Here is a 20,676-nt window from a genome sequence, read left to right as displayed (position 1 = left end):
TCACCACGAGGTGCCACGATGAGCAGCATGAACGACGCGACCGGACCAGCCGCCCCCGCCAGCGCTCCCGCTCCGGGCGAGGCCCGCGCCCCCGGCGTGCCGACGATCCCGCTCGACCCTGAACTCGCCGCGCACATCGCCGAGCACATCGCGGAGCCCGAGCAGCAGGGCGGCGAGCGCACGCCGGAGCTCGTCCCGCTCCCCGACGACCGCTTCGCGGACCGCGAGCTGTCCTGGCTCGCGTTCAACCAGCGCGTCCTCGAGCTCGCCGAGAACCCCGGCCTGCCCCTCCTCGAGCGCGTGCGGTTCCTCGCGATCTTCGCGTCCAACCTGGACGAGTTCTTCATGGTCCGCGTCGCCGGCCTCAAGCGCCGCATCGCGACCGGCATCGCGGTCAACTCTGCGTCCGGGCAGACGCCGCGCCAGGTGCTCGAGGGCATCGCCGAGCACGCGCACATCCTCGCGGCCCGGCACGCTCGCGTGTTCGACGACCTCAAGCCCGCCCTCGCTGACGAGGGCATCACGATCGTGCGCTGGGAGGACCTGGCCACCCAGGAGCAGGACCGCCTGCACAAGTACTTCCGCAAGCAGATCTTCCCGGTGCTCACCCCGCTCGCCGTCGACCCCGCGCACCCGTTCCCGTACATCTCGGGGCTGTCGCTCAACCTTGCGGTCATCGTCCGCAACCCGAGCACCGGCAAAGAGCACTTCGCGCGCGTCAAGGTGCCGCCGCTGCTCCCCCGGTTCATCGCCGTCGACTCCCGCGGCCGCCCCTCTGCGCCCGGCGCGCAGACCGGCGCAGAGGGCAGCGAGCGCACGTCGTTCGTGCCGCTCGAGGACGTCATCTCGCAGCACCTCGACCACCTCTTCCCGGGGATGGAGATCCTCGAGTTCCACAGCTTCCGCGTCACCCGCAACGAGGACGTGGAGGTTGAGGAGGACGACGCCGAGAACCTCCTGCAGGCGATGGAGAAGGAGCTGCTGCGGCGACGCTTCGGCCCGCCGGTGCGCCTCGAGCTGACCGAGTCGATCACGCCACGCATCCGCAAGCTCCTCGTGCGGGAGCTCGGCGTCGAGCCCGAAGAGGTGTACGAGCTCACCGCGCCGCTCGACCTCACGGGCCTGCACCTCATCGCCGACATCGACCGACCTGACCTCCAGTACCCGCGCTTCGTCCCGACGACGCACCGTTACCTCGCGGAGGTCGAGTCGGCGAAGCCGACGGACGTGTTCGCGGCGATCAAGCGCCGCGACATCCTGCTGCACCACCCGTACGACTCGTTCTCGACGTCCGTGCAGACGTTCCTCGAGCAGGCCGCGGCGGACCCGTCGGTCCTCGCGATCAAGCAGACTCTCTACCGGACCTCAGGCGACTCGCCGATCGTCGACGCCCTGATCGACGCCGCCGAGGCCGGCAAGCAGGTGCTCGCGCTCGTCGAGATCAAGGCTCGCTTCGACGAGCAGAACAACATCTCCTGGGCGCGCAAGCTCGAGCAGGCGGGTGTGCACGTCGTCTACGGCATCGTCGGGCTCAAGACGCACTGCAAGCTGTCTCTCGTCGTGCGGCAGGAGGCCGACGGGCTGCGCCGCTACTGCCACGTCGGCACCGGCAACTACAACCCGAAGACCGCCCGCCAGTACACGGACCTGGGCCTGCTCACGTGCGACCCGGACGTGGGCCAGGACCTCACCCGGCTGTTCAACCAGCTCTCCGGGTATGCGCCCAAGTCCGAGTTCCACCGTCTGCTCGTCGCGCCGCGCTCCGTGCGGACCGGCTTGATCGAGCGCATCGACCGCGAGGCGGAGCACGCGCGCCTCGGACGGCCCGCGTGGATCAAGATCAAGGTGAACTCGATCGTCGACGAGGCCACGATCGACGCGCTCTACCGTGCCTCGCAGGCGGGCGCCCAGGTCGACCTCGTCGTCCGCGGCATCTGCGCGGTGCGTCCAGGCGTGCCCGGGCTCAGCGAGACCATCCGGGTCCGGTCGATCCTCGGCCGCTACCTCGAGCACTCGCGCATCTTCGCGTTCGCGAACGACGGCGTCCCGGACATCTTCATCGGCTCCGCCGACCTCATGCACCGCAACCTCGACCGTCGCGTCGAGGCGCTCGTGTCCATCGCCGACCCCGAGCAGGTGCAGAACCTCATCGCGCTGCTCGACGCCTCGATGGACGACTCGACCGCGTCCTGGGTCCTCGACGCCGCAGGCACGTGGGAGCACCGCCACACCGGCCCCGACGGTGAGCCGCTCCAGGACATCCAGGCAGTGCTCATCCAGCGCCAGCGGCGACGCCTCGGGCTCGGGCGGTGAGCCGCCTGTCGACGCAGGGACACGTCCCGAGCGGCAGCAGCCTCGTCGACACGGGCGAGAGCTCGCACCGGCACGCGATCGAGGCCGCCGGCGCGCTCGTGTGGCGCGTCCGCAAGGGGGAGCTCCAGGTCCAGCTCATCCACCGCCCCCGCTACGACGACTGGTCGTGGCCCAAGGGCAAGCTCGACCCGGGCGAGACGCTGCGGGAGTGCGCGGTCCGCGAGGTCGCGGAGGAGACCGGCAAGCCGATCGTCCTCGGGATCCCGCTGCCGATGCTGCGGTACAAGACGCCCGAGGGGCGCTTCAAGCGTGTGCACTACTGGGCCGCACGACGCGCGACCGACAAGGACGCGCCTGCGCTGCGCGCGCGCACGCCCGTGCCAGCCGTGGACCCCGCCGAGATCGACGAGGCGTGCTGGCTCGGCGTCGACGATGCCCGACGCCGCCTCACACGCCCCGCGGACCGCGAACCTCTCGACGCGCTCGTGCACGCGCACGCGAAGGGCCGCCTCGACACGCGCGCGCTCGTCGTGGCGCGGCACGCAAGGGCGCGCAAGCGCGCAGCGTGGGCGGGCACCGAGGAGGACCGGCCGCTCACCCCAGCGGGATACCTGCAGGCCGCGACGCTCGTCCCGATCCTCGCGGCATACGGCGCGGTGTCGATCACGACGTCGCACTGGCTGCGCTGCGCCGACTCGATGGCGCCCTACGCCCGCGCCACGGGCCTCGCGTCGGGCTTGAGCTTCGACCTGACGGAGCTCGCTCACGAGACGTCCCCGCGGAAGGTCGCCGCCGTCGTCGACCGCCTCCTCAAGGAGCCGCGCTCGGCAGTGATGTGCACGCACCGTCCTGTGCTCCCGACGGTCGTGCGAGCCCTCTCCGCGCGCACCCGCGAGGCGGTCCGCGCCGACCTGCCGTCGCAGGACCCGTACCTCAAGCCGGGCGAGCTGCTCATCGCCCACGTCGCCGACCACCGCGACGGCCCGCGCGTCGTCGCCGTCGAGCGCTCGCAGAGCCACCTGCACCAGGCGATCCTCACGGCGAAGGCCGGGGTCTCCTGAGCGTCACCAGCCCCTGACGACGACGGCTCCCGTGCTGAGCACGGGAGCCGTCGGTACGTCTGGCCGCCTCAGGCGGCGGGCGACCTCAGCCGAGGATCGGGTGCAGGATCCAGAACACGATCGCGGCGACGCCTGCGGCGGCCGGGATCGTGAGGACCCAGGCCATGCCGATCGACTTCGCGACGCCCCAGCGCACAGCCGACAACCGCTTGGTCGCGCCGACGCCCATGATCGCGGTCGTGATCGTGTGCGTCGTCGACACGGGGGCGTGCAGCCAGAACGCGTTCACGTACAGGACGACCGCGGAGACCGACTCGGCGACGAAGCCGCGCGCCGGGTCGAGCTCGATGATGCGGCGGCCGAGCGTGCGCATGATGCGCTTGCCGCCCGTGGCCGTCCCCGCCGAGATCGCAGCCGCAGCCAGGATCTTGATCTCCCACGGGATGGCGTCACCCTTCGTGGTCCACCCGATCGCGGTCGTCGCGAGGAACATGACGCCCATGGTCTTCTGCGCGTCCTGGAGCCCGTGGCCGAGCGCCATGGCCGCAGCCGACGCCGTCTGCGCGATGCGGAAGCGGCGCGACGCCTTCGCCGGTGCGACGTTCTTGAAGACCCACAGGACCCCGACCATGACGAGGAACGCGAGACCGAAGCCGACCGTCGGCGAGATGACCATCGGGAGGACGACCTTCTCGACGATCGACGCCCAGTAGACGGCGATCCCGCCAGCGAGCCCCGCGCCGACGAGCCCACCGATGAGCGCGTGCGTCGAGGAGGACGGCAGGCCGAACCACCAGGTGATGAGGTTCCACACGATCGCGCCGACGAGCGCGGCGAGCACCGCGACGAGCGTGAGCCGCGTGCCGACGTCGTCGATGTGGATGATCTCGTGAGCGATCGTCTCCGCGACCGCGGTACCCATGAGGGCGCCAGCGAAGTTCATGACCGCGGCCATGGCGAGCGCCGCACGCGGCGTGAGAGCGCGCGTCGACACCGAGGTGGCGATCGCGTTGGCCGCGTCGTGGAAGCCGTTGGTGAAGTCGAACGTCAGCGCGAGCGCGGCGACGACCAGAACGAGTGCGACGTCCACGAGGGGTCAGGACTCCTTGACCGCGATGGTCTCGACCGTGTTCGCCACCTTCTCGAACGCGTCGGCAGCCTCCTCGAGGATCTCGACGACCTCCTTGAGCTTCATGAGCTCGATCGGGTCGGTCACGTCGTCGAACATCTGCGCGAGGAGCTTGCGGTGCAGCTTGTCGGCCTGGTTCTCGAGGCGGTTGATCTCGACCCAGTAGTCCGAGAGGTCCTGCATGGAGCGCAGGCGCGGCATCGCCTCGGCGGTGATCTCCGCGCAGCGCTGGAGGATCTGGATCTGGTCGGCGACGCGGCGCGGGAGGTCGTCGAGCTTGTAGAGCACGATCAGGTCGCTCGCCTCCTCCATGAAGTCCATGCAGTCGTCGAGCGCGGAGGCGAGCGCGTAGATGTCGTCACGGTCGAACGGCGTGACGAACGTCGAGTTGATGCGTCGCAGGATCGAGTGCGTCGCCTCGTCGGCGAGGTGCTCCACCTCGTTCATCTGCTTCGCGATCGCCTTGCGGCCCTGCCTGTCGGCACCGAGGAGCTCGCTGAGGAGCTTCGAACCGGTGACCAGGTGCTCCGCCGAGGCGGTGAAGAGGTCGAAGAAAGATGTATCGCGCGGGGTGATACGGAAGCGCACGGGAAGCTCCGATGACGAGGGGAGGTGTCGCGTACAGCGTAGAACCTCGTTTGGGTGAACACGCAACTTCACGGGCGTCCGGCAGGCATCTGCCGGATGAGGGTCAGGTGCTGCACCATCTCGCCCGGGGACCGTGCGGGACCTATGCCCCGGTGCGGGAGTGAGATGAACGACGCCGGGCCGGGAGCGCCTCTCGGCGCGGGGCCGCTCGTAGCGGCTGATGATGGAGCCCGGGGCTACCGCAGCCCGGCGTCGCACGTCCACTCTAACGCCGCGGTCTGCCGTGCACTTCCCGAACGGCGCACCGGGTCAGGTCAGTCGAGCATGCCCGCGCGCCACAGGTGGGCGCAGCTCTCGAGCTCCTCGGCGGTGCGTACGAGCGACGAGGCCCGTCGCGTCATGTGGGTGGCGCGGACGCCGTCGGTGACGTCGACCGAGTCGGCGTCGAACGCCGCGCCGACGGCGAGGATGCGGCAGAACGCGCTCGCACGTTCGAGCGCGACGGCGAGGTCCCCTGCGAAGACGCCGGAGAGGACGGCGTCGGCCAGGCGGAGCATGTCCTCGGGCGAGGGGCCTGAGGCTCCGGCGACGGCCTCGTGGACGGGCGCGTGCACGACGCCGAGGCGGAAGCGGAGCGTGACCGTCGCGGGGTCGCGGCGCACCCACTCGCGCAGCACGTAGAGGCGCCACAGCGCGCCGGGCAGGGTCTCGGGCGCGGAGTCCGCCCACAGCCCGGCGACGACGTCGAGCCCCTCGGTCTCGACGAGGCGGACGAGACGTTCGACGACCTCGGGGTCCTCGTGCGCGTGGGCCTCGCGGACGAGCGCGCACGCAGTGGTGTGCGCGATCTCGGCGCGCAGGGTGGGGTCGTTGACGCCGGGGATCTCGTCGGCCTGCTGCGGATCGAGCATCGCAGGCCGACGGTGCGGTCGGCGTGGTCCGGTGGCGTCAGTCATCCGTCCAGTGTTGGGCACGAGGGGTCGCGGCGGCCAGTCAGGGCGTGGGCTGTCTCGCTCGTCACGTCCAGCCCAATTTGCTTGCATGCTGCAAGCAACGGCATCTATCGTGGTCCGGCACCCGAAGGAGCACCATGACCACCCCACCCGGGATCCCCCCGCACATCATCGGCCTCGCCCGCGCCCTCGAGGTGCTCACCTCGGCGCAGCGGACCCTCGGCGCGCGCATGTCGCACGACCTCGACCTGCCACGCGCGACGATCGGGCTCCTGCTGCACCTCTCGCGCGCCGGCTCGACCCAGGTCGGCTGCCTCGCGCAGCACCTCAAGGTCGACACGTCCGTCGCGTCCCGGCACGTCTCCGCACTCGTCGCCGCAGGCCTCGTCGAGCGCACGGTCGCCGACGACGACCGCCGCGGCCGCTCCGTCGGCCTCACCGACGCAGGACGCGCCAAGGTCACGGAGCTCTTCGCGCGCCTCACGACCGACCTCTCCGCCGCGTTCGCCGGCTGGGACCCCGCAGACCTCGACACCGCGGCGGCCGCCGTCATCGCGGTCGCCGACGCCATCAACCGGATCGACGCCCCCGCGGCGACGTCCGCCCTCCCCGGCGCCGACGGTGCCGCCGGTCCTCTCCCCACGCCCGACCAGAAGGACCACGCATGAGCAAGTCCCCAGCGCCCCACGCACCCCAGACCGGTGCGGCCCAGAGCCCCGACCACCTCCCCGGCGAACCCTCGACCATGTCGCACACCGACATCCTCCGGTCGATCTCGGGCATCTTCATGGGCCTGTTCGTGTCGATCCTGTCGACGTCGATCGTCAGCTCGTCGCTGCCCCGCATCGTCGCGGACCTGGGCGGCAACCAGTCCGCCTACACGTGGGTCGTCACCGCCACGCTGCTGACGACGACGATCAGCACCCCCATCTGGGGCAAGGTCGCCGACCTGTTCGACCGCAAGGTCATCGTCCAGCTCTCGCTCGTCCTCACCGTCGTCTCCGCAGGCCTCGCCGGTCTCGCGCAGAGCAGCGGCACCCTCATCGCGTGGCGCGCCCTCCAGGGCGTCGGCGCAGGCGGCCTCACCGCCGTGAGCATGGTGCTCATCGCCGACATCGTCGCGCCCCGCCAGCGTGGCAAGTACATGGGCTACATGGGTGGCATCATGGCCGTCGCCACGATCGGCGGCCCGCTCCTCGGCGGCTTCCTCACCGACGCCGTGAGCTGGCGTGCGAACTTCTTCATCGCCGTGCCGTTCGCCGTCGTCGCGATCGTCCTGCTGCAGAAGACGCTGCACCTCCCGCCGTTCACCCGCCCCGAGAAGGTCGACATCGACTACTGGGGGGCGCTGCTCATGTCCGCCGGCATCTCGACGCTCCTCCTCTGGGTCACGTTCGCCGGGAACTCGTTCGACTGGGCCTCCTGGCAGACCACCGCGATGGTCGGCGGCTCCGTCGTCGTCCTCGCGATCGCCGTCTGGGTCGAGTCCCGCGTCGCCGCGCCGATCATCCCGCTCGACCTCTTCCGCAACCGCACGGTCACCCTCGCGATCATCGCGAGCGCCGCCGTCGGCGTCGTGCTGTTCGGCACGACCGTGTTCCTCAGCCAGTACATGCAGATCGCCCGCGGGTACTCCCCCACCGTCTCCGGCCTGCTGACCATCCCGCTGATCCTCGGCCAGCTCACGTCCTCGATCGCGACCGGCCAGGCCATCTCACGGCGCGGCCGCTACAAGGTGTTCCTCGTCGTCGGTGGCGTCCTCATGCCGGTCGGCCTCGGGCTCATGGGCACGATCGACTACCAGACGAACCTCGGCCTCATCTGCCTCTACATGGCGATCATCGGCGTCGGCATGGGCATGCTCATGCAGAACATGATGCTCGCGGCCCAGAACACGCTGTCGCCCGCCGAACTCTCGACGGGCTCCGCGACGATCGCGTTCTTCCGCTCGCTCGGCGGCGCGCTCGGCGTCTCCGTGCTCGGCGCCATCCTCGGCTCGCGCATCACGTCGGACATCACGTCCGGCCTGAAGTCCCTCGGGGTCGACGGCGGGCCGCTCTCCGGCGGCACCCTGCCCAACGTCCACGAACTGCCCGCGCCGATCGCCAAGATCGTCGAGTCCGCCTACGGTGCCGGCGTCGCCGAGGTGTTCCTCGTCGCTGCGCCGATCGCGCTCGTCACGCTCGTCGCGATCCTCTTCATCAAGGAGGTGCCGCTCGGCACCAAGTCCAACCTCGAGCTGCGCATGGAGGAGCTCGCCCGCGAGGACGCCGAGCAGTCCTGACCCGCTCGGGCCCTGGTCCCGGCCCCTCCGAGCCCGGGCCCGAGCCAGCCCCCCGGACGACAGATCGCCCCGGTGCACACGTGACGTGTGCACCGGGGCGATCTGTTGCGCTGGGTCGGCTGCTCAGGCGTCCGGGTCGAACGTGAGCGACACCGAGTTCATGCAGTAGCGGTTGCCCGTGGGCGTCTGGGGCGCGTCGTCGAAGACGTGGCCCAGGTGCGAGCCGCAGCTCTTGCAGCGCACCTCAGTGCGGACCATCCCGAGCGAGTGGTCCTCGAGCAGCTCGACGGCGTCGGAGCTCGTGGCCTCGTAGAAGCTCGGCCAGCCGCAGTGCGCGTCGAACTTCGTCGTCGACCGGAACAGCTCGGCGCTGCAGGCGCGGCAGCGGTAGATGCCCTCGCGGTTCTCGTCGAGCAGCTCCCCCGTGAACGGGCGCTCCGTCCCGGCCTCGCGCAGGATGTGGAACTCCTGCGGGGTCAGCACGACCTTCCACTCGTCGTCGGTCTTGTTCACCTGGTACGTCATGTCTCTCCTCCTCAGGGGGCGCAACACCGTCACGCCCCCACATCTTCCCTCGCCTCGGCACCACGCGCCGAAGGGGACGACCGCGCGCACCCACCGGGCACGACGACGCCGAGGTAGGGGGTCGCACGCGAGACAGGCCCATGGAGGGCCCTACCTCGAGCGCAACCCCCTACCTCGGCGAAGGGGAAGATGACCCGGTGGGTCAGCGGCCGCGGCCGCGGGAGAAGTCGGCAGCGGTACGCGTGCGACCCGACGTCGCGCCCTGGCGCGAGCCCCCGGAGCGGCCCTGACCCGAACGGCCGGAACCGCCGGACGACGGCGTGGACGTCGAGTACGTCGTCGGCGCCGAACCAGCACCGCGGCGCCCGCGACCGCCCTCGGCGGACTGACCCGACCGGCGGCCACCACCCTGGCCAGCCTGCTCGCTGCGCTGACCGCGCTGCGCGCCACCGCGCTGCCCGCCGCCCTGCTGCGCGCCGCGACCAGCACCGCGCGCAGTCTCGCCCGCGGGCTTCTTCTTCCGCGGCTGCTTGGGCGCGGGCTGCGCGGCGGCCGGGGCCGCCGACGGCGCCACGAGCTCCGCGACGTCACCGACCAGCTCGGCGATGCGCGCGTCACCCGCACGCACACGCTCGGGCGTCGCGGCGATCTTCGCCTTGCGGGTCAGGTCCTTCACGTCGCCGCGCTGCTCGGGAAGCATGACGGTGACGACGTCGCCACCGTGCCCGGCGCGAGCCGTGCGGCCCGAGCGGTGCAGGTACGCCTTGTGCTCGGCTGGCGGGTCGACGTGCACGACCAGCTCGACCTCGTCGACGTGGATGCCGCGCGCCGCGATGTCGGTCGCGCACAGCACCTTGACCGCGCCCGTCGAGAACGCCTCGAGGTTGCGCTCGCGCGCACCCTGCGACAGGTTGCCGTGCAGGTCGACGGCCGGGATGCCGTCAGCGGTGAGCGTCTTCGCGAGCTTCTTCGCCTGGTGCTTCGTGCGGGTGAAGAGGATGCGGCGGTTCGTGCCGCTCGCGAGCTGCGTGACGACGTCACGCTTCACGCCCGCGTCCGCGACCTCGAAGATGTGGTGCGTCATCGCGGCGACCGGCGACTGCGCCGAGTCGACCGAGTGGTGCAGCGGGTCGCTCAGGTAGCGCTTGACGAGGACGTCCACGCCGTTGTCGAGCGTCGCCGAGAAGAGCATGCGCTGACCGCGCTTGGGCGTGCGGTCCATGATGCGCTTCACACCGGGCAGGAAGCCGAGGTCGGCCATGTGGTCGGCCTCGTCGAGCACGGTGATCTCGATGTCGTCGAGCGTCAGGTGGCCCTGGCCGAGGAGGTCCTCGAGGCGACCCGGGCAGGCGACGACGATGTCGACGCCAGCCGCGAGCGCGTTGACCTGACGCGACTGGGCGACACCACCGAAGATGACCGTCGTCGTCAGGCCGAGCGACTTGGCGAGCGGGGCGAGCGTCGCGTCGATCTGCGACGCGAGCTCACGCGTCGGGGCGAGCACGAGACCGCGCGGACGGGCAGCCCGACGGCGGCCCTCGGGGCGGGCCGCGTCGAGGCGAGTGACCATCGGCAGGGAGAAGGCGAGGGTCTTGCCGGAGCCGGTGCGGCCGCGCCCGAGGACGTCGCGTCCTGCGAGGGTGTCGGGAAGCGTGGCCGTCTGGATGGGGAACGGGGTCGTCTTGCCGTCCTTGGCGAGGGCGTTGACGACGGCGGTGGGCAGATCGAAGTCCGCGAAGGACTGAGGCGTGGAAGGCATGGTGCTCTCTGGGTAGGTCTCCCGCGCACACGGGCGGGGACGAGGCTGCGACGAGCCTGATTGCTGGCTGCTTCCTGGCAGCCTTCGGCACCGACCGGCTGTCCGGTCTCGACCGAGGGTTCGGGGTCCGCCGCGAGAGAACTCAGGCTCGCACGCGCCCGCGATCTCGCTGGGACGTGCTGACTCCACGACGCTGGGCCGGCAGATCGCGCGGCCCGAAGAGGTCCCATCATGTCAGACGGCGCGGCGAAGCACCTCCCCCGTCCGCGTGACGTTCGCCTCCCGTCCCCGCCCGACCAGGCCTGTCACAGGCGTGGCAGGCAGGATGGCACCGTGCAGACAGTCCTCGACGTCCTCGGCCAGATCTGGTCCGCGGCGACCACCCCGTCCGACCATCCCGACCTGCGGCTCGTCCTCGTGACCGCCGCCGCCGCGCTCGTCGTCGTGGCCTGGCGGCCCTCGTGGTCGGTCGTGCGGCACGGCGTGACGACCGTGCACGAGGCGGGGCACGCCGTCGTCGCGCTCCTGACAGGCAGGCAGCTGCAGGGCATCCGCGTGCACTCGGACACGTCCGGGCTCACGGTGTCGAAGGGACGGCCACGCGGACCCGGCATGGTCGCGACGACGTTCGCCGGCTACACGGCACCCGCAGTCGTCGGGTTCGCGGCGGCGTACGGGCTGAGCCGCGGCTACGCCGTCGGCGTCCTGTGGGCGCTCGTGCTCATGGCGGTGTTCGTCCTGGTCATGATCCGCAACTGGTACGGGCTGTGGACGGTGCTCGTGACGCTCGTCGCCCTCGTCGGCGTGACCTGGTGGGGCAGCGACGGCCTGCGCCTCGGTGCCGCGTACGCCGTCGTGTGGCTCCTGCTGCTCGGCGCGCCGCGGGCGGTCGTCGAGCTGCAGGTGCAGCGTCGTCGCCGAGGCGCGACCGGCTCCGACGCGGACGTGCTCGGCCGGCTCACACGGACGCCCGGGGGGCTCTGGGTCGCGATCTTCGCGCTCGTGACTCTCGCCGCGCTCGCACAGGGCGCGCGATGGCTAGCGCCCACCCTGCTGCCCTGACGCGGCCCCGCGCCCCGCGGCCCGGCCCCCGCGCCCCGCGAGGTCGTGACCTCTGACCCGAGGTCGCGAGCCAGGACTCACGACCTCGCGACCAAGCTCACGACCTCGGTGAGCGGGCGTCAGCCCACCGGCACCGCGACGTCGGTGCGCTGCTCCTCGTGCGGCGGGTACGTGATCTCGCGGTTCGCACCGCACGGCTCGGCGCCGGCCCCGCCGTCGAGCGTGAAGCGACCTGACGACAGCGCGTCGTGGACCTCGACCATGCGAGCGAAGCCGACGGCGTCGGGCGGGCCCGGGACCGTGACGACGGCGAGTGTCGCCGCAGGCTCGACGCGCAGCACGCTGCCGCGCGCGGGTCGCAGCGGTGCGACGACGGGGACGCACGTCTCGACCTCGCCGTCGCCGTCGGGCGTCACGCGTCCGCGGTACACGGTGAACACGGGGCCTGCGACGTCGTCGGGCGTGAGCTGCTCGAAGAGCGTGCCCGCGCTGCGCCGCAGCGCGTCCGGGAGGCCGGCCGCGTCCGTCCGGCACGTGACGGTCAGGACGAGCTGCTCGGGGACGTCCCTGCGCGCCGCTGCGAGCGCGGGCAGGTCCTCGCCCGCAAGACGGCGGCGCACGAGCTCGGCGAGAGGCGCGCGGCCGGCGTGCGTGGCCTGTTCCTGCGCCCACCACCCGTCGAACGCCCCGACGGCGCCGCCCGGGTCGGTCGGGCCCGAGGTGTCGCCCGCCTCGAGGAGATCGGCGACGACGCCGAGCGGCGCGCCGAGCGACCGGAGCAGCGCGATCATTCGCGCGCGGTCCACCTGCGTGCGGTCGAACAGCCGCCACCCCTCGGACGTGCGTGCGGGGCGCAGGAGCCCGCGCTCGTCGTAGAGCCGGACGGCCTTGGTCGTGAGCCCGGCAGCCCGGGCGAGGTCTCCGGTCGTGAGCCGGTCGGCGGATGCGTCGTTCGTCATGTCGTGGACGCTAGGCCCTGCCCCAGGGGCAGGAGCAACACGGTGGTCACGCAGGGCTCGTCAGGAGGGCTGCGAGGCGCTTCTTGCCCGTGTTGGTCCTGACGATCCAGGCGACGTCCGGGTCGGCGACGTCGAGGGCACCGAACGTGGGCAGGCCCGCGGTCGGGTCGGCGGCGACGGCCACGCTCCAGCAGTAGCCGAGGGCTTGGCGCAGCGTGCGCACGTCGGCGCCCCGACGCTGCCCGGGCGGTAGCGCGGCGAGGCGCGTGGTCAGGCGCTCGCACGCTGCGAGCGCGGCGGCCGTCGCCTGGGGGTCGCGGAGCAGTCGTGGCTCGCAGACGGCGGCGACGGCGGCACGCCCGACGAGCGGGTCGGGGTCGGCTGCCCACTCCTCCACGAGCACGAGCAGGGCAGGGAGGTTCCTGTCGCCGAGGAGCTGCAGGCCGATCGCGACACCTTCACGGACACGCCAGCGCTCGTCCGAGGCGAGGGCTCGCGCGCGGGCCGCGGCGGCCGGGTCGTTGGCACGCCGCCCGAGCGCGGCTGCCGCGCACATGACGAGGTACTCGTCGCCCGAGTCCAGGAGCGCGTCGATCGTGGCCTGCGACGCGAGCGCCGCCGCAGCGTCCACGAGGGGGAGGTTCGCTCGCGGGCCGGGCAGCCCTGAGTGCTCGCTCAGGAAGGCCGGCCAGTCCCCCGTTGCGCGTCTCTGCAGCTCGTCGTGCCATCCGGCAGCTCGTGACATGCCTCGACCGTACGCCGTGCCGGGCCGCGGCGGGTGAGGCGATCCGTGAGGGCCGCGAGCGTGGCGCCTGCGACGGCGACCGCGAGGTCGCGGGGGACGAACGTCGAGCCGAGCACGAGGCGGGCGGGCGCCCACAGCTCACCGACGCGTGCGGGCAGTCCCGTGAGCTGGGCGAGCTCGACCGTGACGCCGAGCACGGCAGCGGCCATGACGAGCGTCGTGGCCCGGGCCCGCGGCGCGAAGAGCGCGAGCAGGAGGTAGAGCAGGACGGCATAGAGCAGGCCGCCGACGACGTCACCCACGACCCCCGGCAGCGACCGTCCGAGCAGCCCCGCGACGACGACCACCGCCATGACGGCGACGAGACGCGGACGGGAACGAGGCTGGCGGCTCTGCATCCGCGCAAGGTACCAGGGGGTTTGCGACCGTTGCCGACGTCAGGCAGGCGCAGTACCGTCAGGCAGGCCGTGCCCGGGAGGGGCGCGGGTGGCTGGGGCGGGGACGCTCCGCCTGACCGGAGGGAACGCTGGTGGCGTCGGTATCTCTTTTCGCCCTGATCGCGGGGGTCGTGGCGGTCGCCGCGGTCGTCGCGGTGATCGTCGCTGTCGTCGTGACGTCGAGCCGCAACGATCCGTGATCGTTGCCCGTCCCGTGCGCCGCGACGCGGTGCGCGCTGCCGTCTGCTTGTCCGTCGCGCTCGTCGGCCTGCTGGCGGCTCCGTTCCTCCCTGATCCAGAGGCCGCTCCCACCGACGTGGCTCCCGGCTTCGGCGACGCGGCGTGGTGGGTGGTCCTCGCCACGGTGACCGTGCAGGCGGTCGCACTCGCCTGGGCGAGCTCCGCCCCGGCGCGTGTGCTCGTGGGGGTCGCGGGTGTGCCGTTCCTCGCAGCGGTCGCCGGGACGGGCGGCCTCGCCGGGATGACGACGCTCGCGGTGATGGTCGCGGCGTACGTCGCGGTGGTCTCGAGACCGTGGGCGGAGATGCGGCCCGCGGTCGTCGCGGCCGTCGTGCTGACCGTCGTGACGCACGCCGTCGCCGGGCTGCGGGACGGCATGTTCGAGCCGCTGCTCGCGGTGACCGCGGCTGTCGGCCAGGGAGTGGTCGTCGTGGGCGGACCCGCGCTCGTCGCCGTGCTCGTCGCGTCCCGGCGGGCGGTCGCCCGGTCGCGCGAGCAGGAGCTCGCGGCGCTGGCCCGCGAGCGCGACGCGCTCGTGCGGGAGGCTCGCGCGCAGGAGCGCACGGCCATGGCGCGCGAGCTGCACGACATCGCCGCGCACCACCTGTCCGGCATCGCCGTCATGTCGGCGGCGATCGAGCGGCAGGTCACGACCGACCCGGCCGCCGCGCAGGAGGGGGTCCGGCAGGTGCGCAGCCAGAGCACGGCGGTCCTGCGGGACCTGCGTCGGCTCGTCGGGCTGCTCCGGGAGGACGACGCCGCAGAGCTGGGCGTCGAGGCGCTCGCGGGGGTTGCGGAGCTCGTCGCGCACGCGTCGGCGCGCGGCGTCCCGGTCGAGCTCGTCACGCTGCCCGCCGGCGGTGGTCCGACCCTCGCGGCGGGCATCGGCCCGCTCGCGCAGCTCACGGCATACCGGCTCGTCCAGGAGTCGCTCGCGAACGCGTCACGGCACGCGCCCGGGGCGCCGTGCGTCGTGACGCTCGACGGGCGTGACCCGGCCGCCGTCGTCGTGTCCGTGCGGAACGACGCCGCGGCCATCCCGCCCGAGCGCGACACCTCCGGGGGATTCGGCCTCGTCGGCATGCGTGAGCGCGCGGCGCTCACGGGGGCGGAGCTGAGCTACGGTCCGGAGGTCGACGGTGGCTGGGACGTGACGCTGCGCCTGCCCCGCGACCCTGACACCGAGCTCGACACGACCGACGGGGGCACCGCGTGATCCGCATCATCGTCGCCGACGACCAGCCGCTCGTCCGGGCCGGCCTGGCCGCCCTCCTCGGCTCGGAGCCTGACATCGAGGTCGTGGGCGTCGCGTCCGACGGCGACGAGGCGGTCACGCTCGCGCACGAGCTGCGGCCCGACGTCGCGTGCCTCGACATCCGCATGCCCGGCCGCGACGGCATCAGCGCGACGCGTGCGCTGTGCGGGCCCGACGTCGTCGACCCGGTGCCAGTGCTCGTCCTGACGACGTTCGACCTCGACGACTACGTGTTCGGTGCGCTCGAGGCGGGGGCGTCGGGGTTCCTGCTCAAGGACGCCGAGCCGCACGAGATGGTCGCGGCGGTGCGTTCGATCGCGGCGGGGCACGGCACGCTCGACCAGAGCCTGACGCGTCGCGTGCTGCGGGAGTTCGCCGAGCGGCGTCGTACGCAGCCGGTCTCCGCGCAGCGCGGTTCCGAGCTGCTCACGGCGCGCGAGACCGAGATCCTGCTGCTGCTCGCGCAAGGCATGTCGAACGAGGAGATCGCCCGCGAGCTCGTCGTCGAGGTGTCGACCGTCAAGTCGCACCTCGCCCGGATGCTGCCGAAGATCGGCGTCCGGTCGCGGCTGCAGGCGGTCGTGTGGGCGTACCAGAACCGCGTGGTGACGGTCCCCGACGAGGGCTGACCGGGCCGCTTGCATCGAAAGGTGCAAACCGCAGGGTTGCGTCCTGAGCGGCTCGAACGCGCCCCCACCCCGCTCATAGCGTCGAGGACGACGGAAAGCACGTCCCCTCGACCTCTCGGAGCACCCCATGTCCTCCATCACCACCCCCGCCCCGCCGGACACCCGCACGGCCGTCCGCCTCGTCCAGGTCCGCAAGACGTACCCCAACGGCCTCGACGAGACCGAGGCCCTCGCGTCCGTGTCCGTCGCCCTGCGGCCCGGATCGTTCACCGCGATCATGGGCCCGTCCGGGTCCGGCAAGTCGACGTTCCTCAACTGCGCGGCCGGGCTGGACCGCCCGACGAGCGGGCACGTCGTCGTCGGCGACGTCGACCTCACGACGCTCAAGCCGGACGCGCTCACGCAGTTCCGCCGCCGCCACATCGGCTTCGTCTTCCAGGCGTACAACCTCGTCGGGCACCTGACGGTCGCGCAGAACGTCCAGCTGCCGCTGCTGCTCGACGGGCGGCGCCCCGACCGGGCGTGGCAGGACCACCTCGTGCACGCCGTCGGGCTCGACGGCATGGCGGACCGCCTGCCGGGCCAGCTCTCGGGCGGGCAGGCGCAGCGCGTCGCGATCGCGCGGGCGCTCATCACGCGGCCGACGGTCGTGTTCGCCGACGAGCCGACGGGCGCGCTCGACTCGCACACGGGCCAGCAGGTCCTCGACGTGCTGCAGGGCGCGGTCCGGGACCTGGGCCAGACGCTCGTCCTCGTGACGCACGACCCGCGTGTCGCGTCGGTCGCCGACCAGGTGCTGTTCCTCGCGGACGGGCGCGTCGTCGGGCACGTCGAGCAGCCGACGACCGAGCTGGTCGCGGAGCACCTCCTCGCAGCGGCGGGGCGGTGACGACGATGTGGTTCTTCTCCCGCTCCTCCGCCCGCGCGAACCGCGCGAGCCTCACCGGGTCCGCGATCATCGTCGCGCTCGCCTCCGCGCTGCTGACCGCGACGGGCGTCCTCCTCGAGTCGGGGCTGCGCACGGGCCTCGCCTCGGACACGGTCGGCGGCAGCGCGATGCTGCTCGCGATGGTCGCGAGCTCCTTCGCGGGCACGACCATCCTCATCGTGGTCTTCATGCTGTCGTCGACGATCGCGGGTGCGCTGCGCCAGCGGCGTCGCGAGCTCGCGCTGCTGCGCGCGATCGGTGCGACGGGCAGCCAGGTCCGCTCGCTCGTCACCCGCGAGGTGCTGATGGTCCTCGCGGTCGCGGCGCCGGTGGGTGCGGTGCCCGGCCTGTTCGGGGCGCGGCTGCTGACGCCGGCGCTCGAGTCGAGCGGGATCGTGCCCGCCGGGTACGAGCTGACGCTCTCCCCGGTCCCCGTCGTCGCGACGCTGCTGCTGCTCGTCCCGACGTGCCTGCTCGCCGCGCGCCTCGCCAGCCGCGAGGCGGTCCGCACGAGCCCCACGGCGGCGGTCCAGCAGAGCCAGGCGGAGCCGGCACGGCTCGGCAAGGCGCGCATCGCCACGGCGGTCTACCTGACGGCGGGCGGCGTCGTCCTCGCGCTCACGCCGTTCTTCCTCCCCGGCATCGGGGGCACTATGGCGGGCGTCATGTCGGCGTTCCTGCTCATCACGGCGGGCGCGCTCGCAGGCCCGGCGATCGTGGCGTGGCTCGCGGAGCGTGGGCTGCGTGCGACGGCGCCGCTCGGTTGGGCGAGCGGGCACCTCGCCCTGGCGAACGCGCGGGGCTTCTCGCGCCGTCTGACGACGGCGGTCGTGCCGCTCGCTCTCCTCATCGCGCTCGGCACGGTGCAGTCGGCGTTCGACCGCACGACGGTCGCTGCGGCGGGTGAGCAGCTCACGGCTGGCCTGCACGCGGACCTCGTCGTCGACGCGTCAGCGGGCACGACGGCGGCTCAGGTCGCCGCCGTCCCGGGGGTCGCTGCGACCTTCGCGACGGGTGTCGTCCCGGCCGACGTGAAGATCGAGGACGACGACGAGGAGATGCCGCTGTTCGACTCGCTGTCCTGGGAGGCGGGCTCGCTCGCCGTGCTGCCGCGCGGCGCCGGCTCAGACATCCTCGACCTCGACGTGCGCGAGGGTTCGGTCGCGGCGCTCGACGGCGTCGACACGGTCGCGGTGGGCCGCGACGCCCTGTTCGGGACGGGCAAGGGCTACGGCGACACGATCGAGGTGCGGTGGCCCGACGGCGAGGAGCGCACGGCGACGATCGTCGCGGTGTACGGGCGGTCGCTCGGCTTCGGCGACCTCGTCGTCGGCGAGGCGACGCTCGCCGCGCACGGCCTCGCTGCCCAGCCCGACTCGATCCTGGTGCAGACCGCGCCGGGCGCGGCGGACGACGTCGAGCGGCAGCTCGCGGCGCTCGGCGCACCTGTGCGCGACGTCGCCGCGCACGTCGAGGCCGTGAAGGGCTCGGGCGCGTCGATGCAGGACCTGTCGATGATCCTCCTGCTCGCGCTGCTGGGGTTCGTGACGCTCGCGGGCGCGAACACGCTCGCGATGCTCTCGGGTCAGCGTGGCGGGGAGCTGGCGCTCTTGCGGCGCACGGGCGCGACGGGTCGCCAGCTCACGGCGATGGTCCTCGTCGAGGCGGTGTTCGTCATCGGTGCGGCCGTGCTGCTCGGCACTGTCGCCGTCCTGCCTGCGCTCGTGGGCGCGGGCTACGGGATGCTCGGCACGCCCTTGCCGGTGGTGGACTGGGCGATGTTCGGCGGGCTGGCTGCGGTCGTGGCGGTGGTCGCGCTCGTGACGACCGTCCCGATCACTCTGCGGCGGCGAGCCGCGAGCTGAGCGCGTCCCGCGCCTGCTGCGCGACCGGACGGACGGTCTTGTCACGGTCGGAGAAGTGCCGGGCGATGACCGCGTGGTGCTCAGCGCCGCCCTGCTGTGCGAGAGCGCGCAGGGCGGCGCTGCGCACGCGCGCGTTCTCGTCGTCGGTCAGCCGCACGAGGTCGTCGAGCGCGAGGATGCCACGCTCGAGCACGACGCGCAGGCACATCTCGCGGACGCGCCACGCCTGGTTGTTCAGGCCCGTGAGGACGAGCGGCGCCGCGGAGTCGTCCCACACGTGGAGCAGGGCGCGGGCACCCCACAGCTCGGGCCAGTACAGGGGCGGCGCGCCGTCGAGGATGCCGAGGCCGTGCCGACCGCCCGCGTACAGGAGGAAGTCCTTGCCGGCGTTCTCGCCGCGCAGCAGAGCGGCCGCGCTGGCCACCACCTTCTCCTCGCCGTAGTGGTCGACGGCGGCGCGCAGGCGCTCCCCGGTCGGCAGGTCGAGGGGGATGTCGGGGTGGGGGTTCAGCTTCTTCTCCATGATGGGCCCAGCCTAGGCGCGTTCTGTCGTCGCGGGGCCGTCGTCAGCCGGGGACAGGGCGTAGGCCCGCGGGATGAGGTGCGGCGGTCACGGTTGATCCCTGCGGCCGACGCGCCAGAGCGGGTGCGCTTGGTGGGATGAGGTCATGACCGCGACTCTCCTCTCGCCCGCCCCGACCGCGCGCCGCGCCGCGCTCCCGGTCGTGTTCGTCCTTGCCGCGAGCTGGTCGCTCGGGTTTGCGACGTTCCACGCGCAGGGCTGGCTGCCCGACGCCCTCGGGCCGCTCGCCAACTCTGCGAGCGGGTGGACGTTGCTGACCGCGTGCCTCGTGGCGATCGCCCGCCCTGGGTGGCGGCTGGGCGCGGTGCTGGGTGCGGCGAGCTTCGTCCTTCTCGTGCTGGGGTACGCGGCGGCGGCCGACGTCGCCGACCTGTTCTACAGCCCGGTGCGGTTCGGGGTGATCGGACTCGTGGTCGGGCCGTTCGTCGGGGCTGCGGCTGCGTCGCTGCGGGACGGCGGCCGTGCTGCGGCCGCCGGGACCGCCCTGCTGGGCGGGATCGGGCTGGGTGAGTCGGTCTACGGCATCACCGTGGTGAGCGGGACGACGGGCCTGACGTACTGGGTCGCGGCGGGGGTGTGTGCGCTCGTGCTCCTGGGCGGGATGCTGCTGGGTCGCCTGCGGAGGCGCGACGACCGGATCGTCGCGGTCGGCGGTGCGGTGGTCGTGGCGGTGGCGTTCGGTGTGGCCTACCGGGCGCTCGGCGGCGCGTGAGTCACCCGTCGAGGTCCCCGACGGTGCCGGTCTCGGGGTCCGCCCCGGTCGGGGCGTAGCGGAGCTGGACGGCGCCGGAGGAACCTGCGACGGGCGGTTCGAGGAGCCGCAGCCCGGAGGCGCGCACGCCGTCGGGGAACACCTTCTTCCCCTGGCCGAGCACGACCGGGTACACCCACAGCGTCAGGACGTCGAAGAGGCGCTCGGTGAGCAGCGTCTGCACGAGGTTGATGCTGCCGATCACGTGCGTGCTCTCGTGCCGGTCTCGGACCGCCTGCACTGCTGCGGCGAGGTCGGTGCCGAGGAGCGTCGAACCCTCCCAGGTGAGGTCGGGGTTCCCGCGGCTCGCGACGTACTTGGGGACGGCGTTGAGCTGGGCGCCGATGTCGTCACGGTGGTGCGGCCAGTACGCCGCGAAGATGTCGTACGTCCGACGGCCGAGGAGGAGCGCGTCCATCGCCTCGATCCCGGCGGTGACGGACTCCCCGACCAGCTCGTCCATGTGGGGCGCCTGCCAGCCGCCGAACGGAAACCCGCCGTCACGGTCCTCGTCCGGGCCGCCGGGCGCCTGCGCGACGCCGTCGAGGGTGGTGAACAGGTCGATGTACAGCTTCCCCATGGGTGCTCCTCGTCGAACGGCCGGGCGACC

Annotated in this window: 20 protein-coding genes; 10 read left to right on the top strand and 10 right to left on the bottom strand. The window is 72.6% G+C overall.

The window, feature by feature from the left end; all coding sequences use genetic code 11:
• Positions 1-27 precede the first annotated feature (27 nt).
• Both HF995_RS12025 and HF995_RS12020 read left to right on the top strand, forming a co-directional pair.
• Positions 28-2,313: an RNA degradosome polyphosphate kinase gene (locus HF995_RS12025; RefSeq protein ID WP_168448171.1), complete on the top strand. Its 2,286-nt coding sequence runs from the start codon at positions 28-30 to the stop codon at positions 2,311-2,313.
• Entirely contained in the window at positions 2,310-3,374 is a 1,065-nt protein-coding gene (locus HF995_RS12020) for an NUDIX domain-containing protein (RefSeq protein ID WP_350308881.1), read from the top strand. The genes HF995_RS12025 and HF995_RS12020 overlap by 4 nt, the downstream gene beginning before the upstream one ends.
• 85 nt (positions 3,375-3,459) lie before the next feature.
• Here HF995_RS12020 and HF995_RS12015 read toward each other — a convergent pair whose 3' ends face one another.
• From HF995_RS12015 to HF995_RS12005, 3 genes are all read right to left on the bottom strand, one after another.
• Entirely contained in the window at positions 3,460-4,464 is a 1,005-nt protein-coding gene (locus tag HF995_RS12015; protein WP_168448048.1) for an inorganic phosphate transporter, read from the bottom strand.
• Between the two features lie 6 nt (positions 4,465-4,470).
• Positions 4,471-5,091: a DUF47 domain-containing protein gene (locus HF995_RS12010; RefSeq protein WP_168448047.1), complete on the bottom strand. Its 621-nt coding sequence runs from the start codon at positions 5,089-5,091 to the stop codon at positions 4,471-4,473.
• Between the two features lie 314 nt (positions 5,092-5,405).
• A complete protein-coding gene (locus HF995_RS12005) occupies positions 5,406-6,002 on the bottom strand; it encodes a hypothetical protein (RefSeq protein WP_168448169.1) in 597 nt (198 codons plus the stop codon).
• Positions 6,003-6,181: 179 nt separating this feature from the next.
• On the opposite strand from HF995_RS12005, the gene HF995_RS12000 reads away from it, so the two are divergent.
• Positions 6,182-6,712 carry a MarR family winged helix-turn-helix transcriptional regulator gene (locus HF995_RS12000; RefSeq protein WP_168448046.1) on the top strand — a complete coding sequence of 177 codons (531 nt, stop codon included), beginning with the start codon at positions 6,182-6,184 and terminating at the stop codon, positions 6,710-6,712.
• Entirely contained in the window at positions 6,709-8,328 is a 1,620-nt protein-coding gene (locus HF995_RS11995; RefSeq protein WP_168448045.1) for an MDR family MFS transporter, read from the top strand. The genes HF995_RS12000 and HF995_RS11995 overlap by 4 nt, the downstream gene beginning before the upstream one ends.
• A gap of 123 nt (positions 8,329-8,451) precedes the next feature.
• Here HF995_RS11995 and msrB read toward each other — a convergent pair whose 3' ends face one another.
• Entirely contained in the window at positions 8,452-8,853 is a 402-nt protein-coding gene (gene msrB, locus HF995_RS11990; RefSeq protein ID WP_168448044.1) for a peptide-methionine (R)-S-oxide reductase MsrB, read from the bottom strand.
• A gap of 202 nt (positions 8,854-9,055) precedes the next feature.
• Positions 9,056-10,612, bottom strand: a complete 1,557-nt coding sequence (locus tag HF995_RS11985) for a DEAD/DEAH box helicase (RefSeq protein ID WP_168448043.1) — start codon at positions 10,610-10,612, stop codon at positions 9,056-9,058.
• A 333-nt stretch (positions 10,613-10,945) separates the two neighbouring features.
• Between HF995_RS11985 and HF995_RS11980 the strand changes: the two genes are divergently transcribed.
• Entirely contained in the window at positions 10,946-11,674 is a 729-nt protein-coding gene (locus tag HF995_RS11980) for a M50 family metallopeptidase (protein WP_350308880.1), read from the top strand.
• A 119-nt stretch (positions 11,675-11,793) separates the two neighbouring features.
• On the opposite strand, the gene HF995_RS11975 is transcribed toward HF995_RS11980, so the two are convergent.
• Genes HF995_RS11975 through HF995_RS11965 form a run of 3 tightly spaced genes read right to left on the bottom strand, consistent with a single transcriptional unit; the run spans position 11,794 to position 13,776 of the window.
• A complete protein-coding gene (locus HF995_RS11975; protein ID WP_168448041.1) occupies positions 11,794-12,633 on the bottom strand; it encodes a MerR family transcriptional regulator in 840 nt (279 codons plus the stop codon).
• Positions 12,634-12,679: 46 nt separating this feature from the next.
• Complete coding sequence (locus tag HF995_RS11970; protein ID WP_168448040.1) at positions 12,680-13,378, bottom strand: HEAT repeat domain-containing protein; 699 nt, start codon at positions 13,376-13,378, stop codon at positions 12,680-12,682.
• Positions 13,309-13,776 (bottom strand): DUF2809 domain-containing protein, encoded by a 468-nt coding sequence (locus tag HF995_RS11965; RefSeq protein ID WP_168448039.1) that lies wholly within the window; start codon positions 13,774-13,776, stop codon positions 13,309-13,311. Before HF995_RS11965 ends, HF995_RS11970 begins: the two co-directional genes overlap by 70 nt.
• Before the next feature lie 235 nt (positions 13,777-14,011).
• Between HF995_RS11965 and HF995_RS14170 the strand changes: the two genes are divergently transcribed.
• From HF995_RS14170 to HF995_RS11945, 4 genes are all read left to right on the top strand, one after another.
• The gene (locus tag HF995_RS14170) at positions 14,012-15,271 is read left to right on the top strand and encodes a sensor histidine kinase (RefSeq protein WP_168448038.1); all 1,260 of its coding nucleotides are present in this window, start codon (positions 14,012-14,014) and stop codon (positions 15,269-15,271) included.
• A complete protein-coding gene (locus HF995_RS11955; protein WP_168448037.1) occupies positions 15,268-15,939 on the top strand; it encodes a response regulator in 672 nt (223 codons plus the stop codon). The genes HF995_RS14170 and HF995_RS11955 overlap by 4 nt, the downstream gene beginning before the upstream one ends.
• Positions 15,940-16,066: 127 nt before the next feature.
• A complete protein-coding gene (locus HF995_RS11950; protein ID WP_168448036.1) occupies positions 16,067-16,828 on the top strand; it encodes an ABC transporter ATP-binding protein in 762 nt (253 codons plus the stop codon).
• A gap of 5 nt (positions 16,829-16,833) precedes the next feature.
• Positions 16,834-18,732 carry an FtsX-like permease family protein gene (locus tag HF995_RS11945; RefSeq protein ID WP_286189619.1) on the top strand — a complete coding sequence of 633 codons (1,899 nt, stop codon included), beginning with the start codon at positions 16,834-16,836 and terminating at the stop codon, positions 18,730-18,732.
• On the opposite strand, the gene HF995_RS11940 is transcribed toward HF995_RS11945, so the two are convergent.
• Positions 18,704-19,255 (bottom strand): HEAT repeat domain-containing protein, encoded by a 552-nt coding sequence (locus HF995_RS11940; protein ID WP_168448034.1) that lies wholly within the window; start codon positions 19,253-19,255, stop codon positions 18,704-18,706. The two genes, HF995_RS11945 and HF995_RS11940, sit on opposite strands and share 29 nt — an antisense overlap.
• A gap of 145 nt (positions 19,256-19,400) precedes the next feature.
• Here HF995_RS11940 and HF995_RS11935 point away from each other — a divergent pair, with 145 nt between their 5' ends.
• The gene (locus HF995_RS11935) at positions 19,401-20,027 is read left to right on the top strand and encodes a DUF6518 family protein (RefSeq protein WP_210727452.1); all 627 of its coding nucleotides are present in this window, start codon (positions 19,401-19,403) and stop codon (positions 20,025-20,027) included.
• A gap of 1 nt (position 20,028) precedes the next feature.
• Here HF995_RS11935 and HF995_RS11930 read toward each other — a convergent pair whose 3' ends face one another.
• Complete coding sequence (locus HF995_RS11930; protein WP_168448033.1) at positions 20,029-20,646, bottom strand: dihydrofolate reductase family protein; 618 nt, start codon at positions 20,644-20,646, stop codon at positions 20,029-20,031.
• Positions 20,647-20,676 lie beyond the last annotated feature (30 nt).

Origin of the sequence: Sanguibacter hominis ATCC BAA-789 (assembly GCF_012396185.1) — a bacterium.
GTDB lineage: Bacteria > Actinomycetota > Actinomycetes > Actinomycetales > Cellulomonadaceae > Flavimobilis > Flavimobilis hominis.
The sequence above is the reverse complement of the archived record's forward strand: the minus strand, read 5'-3'. Positions and strand labels throughout refer to the sequence as shown.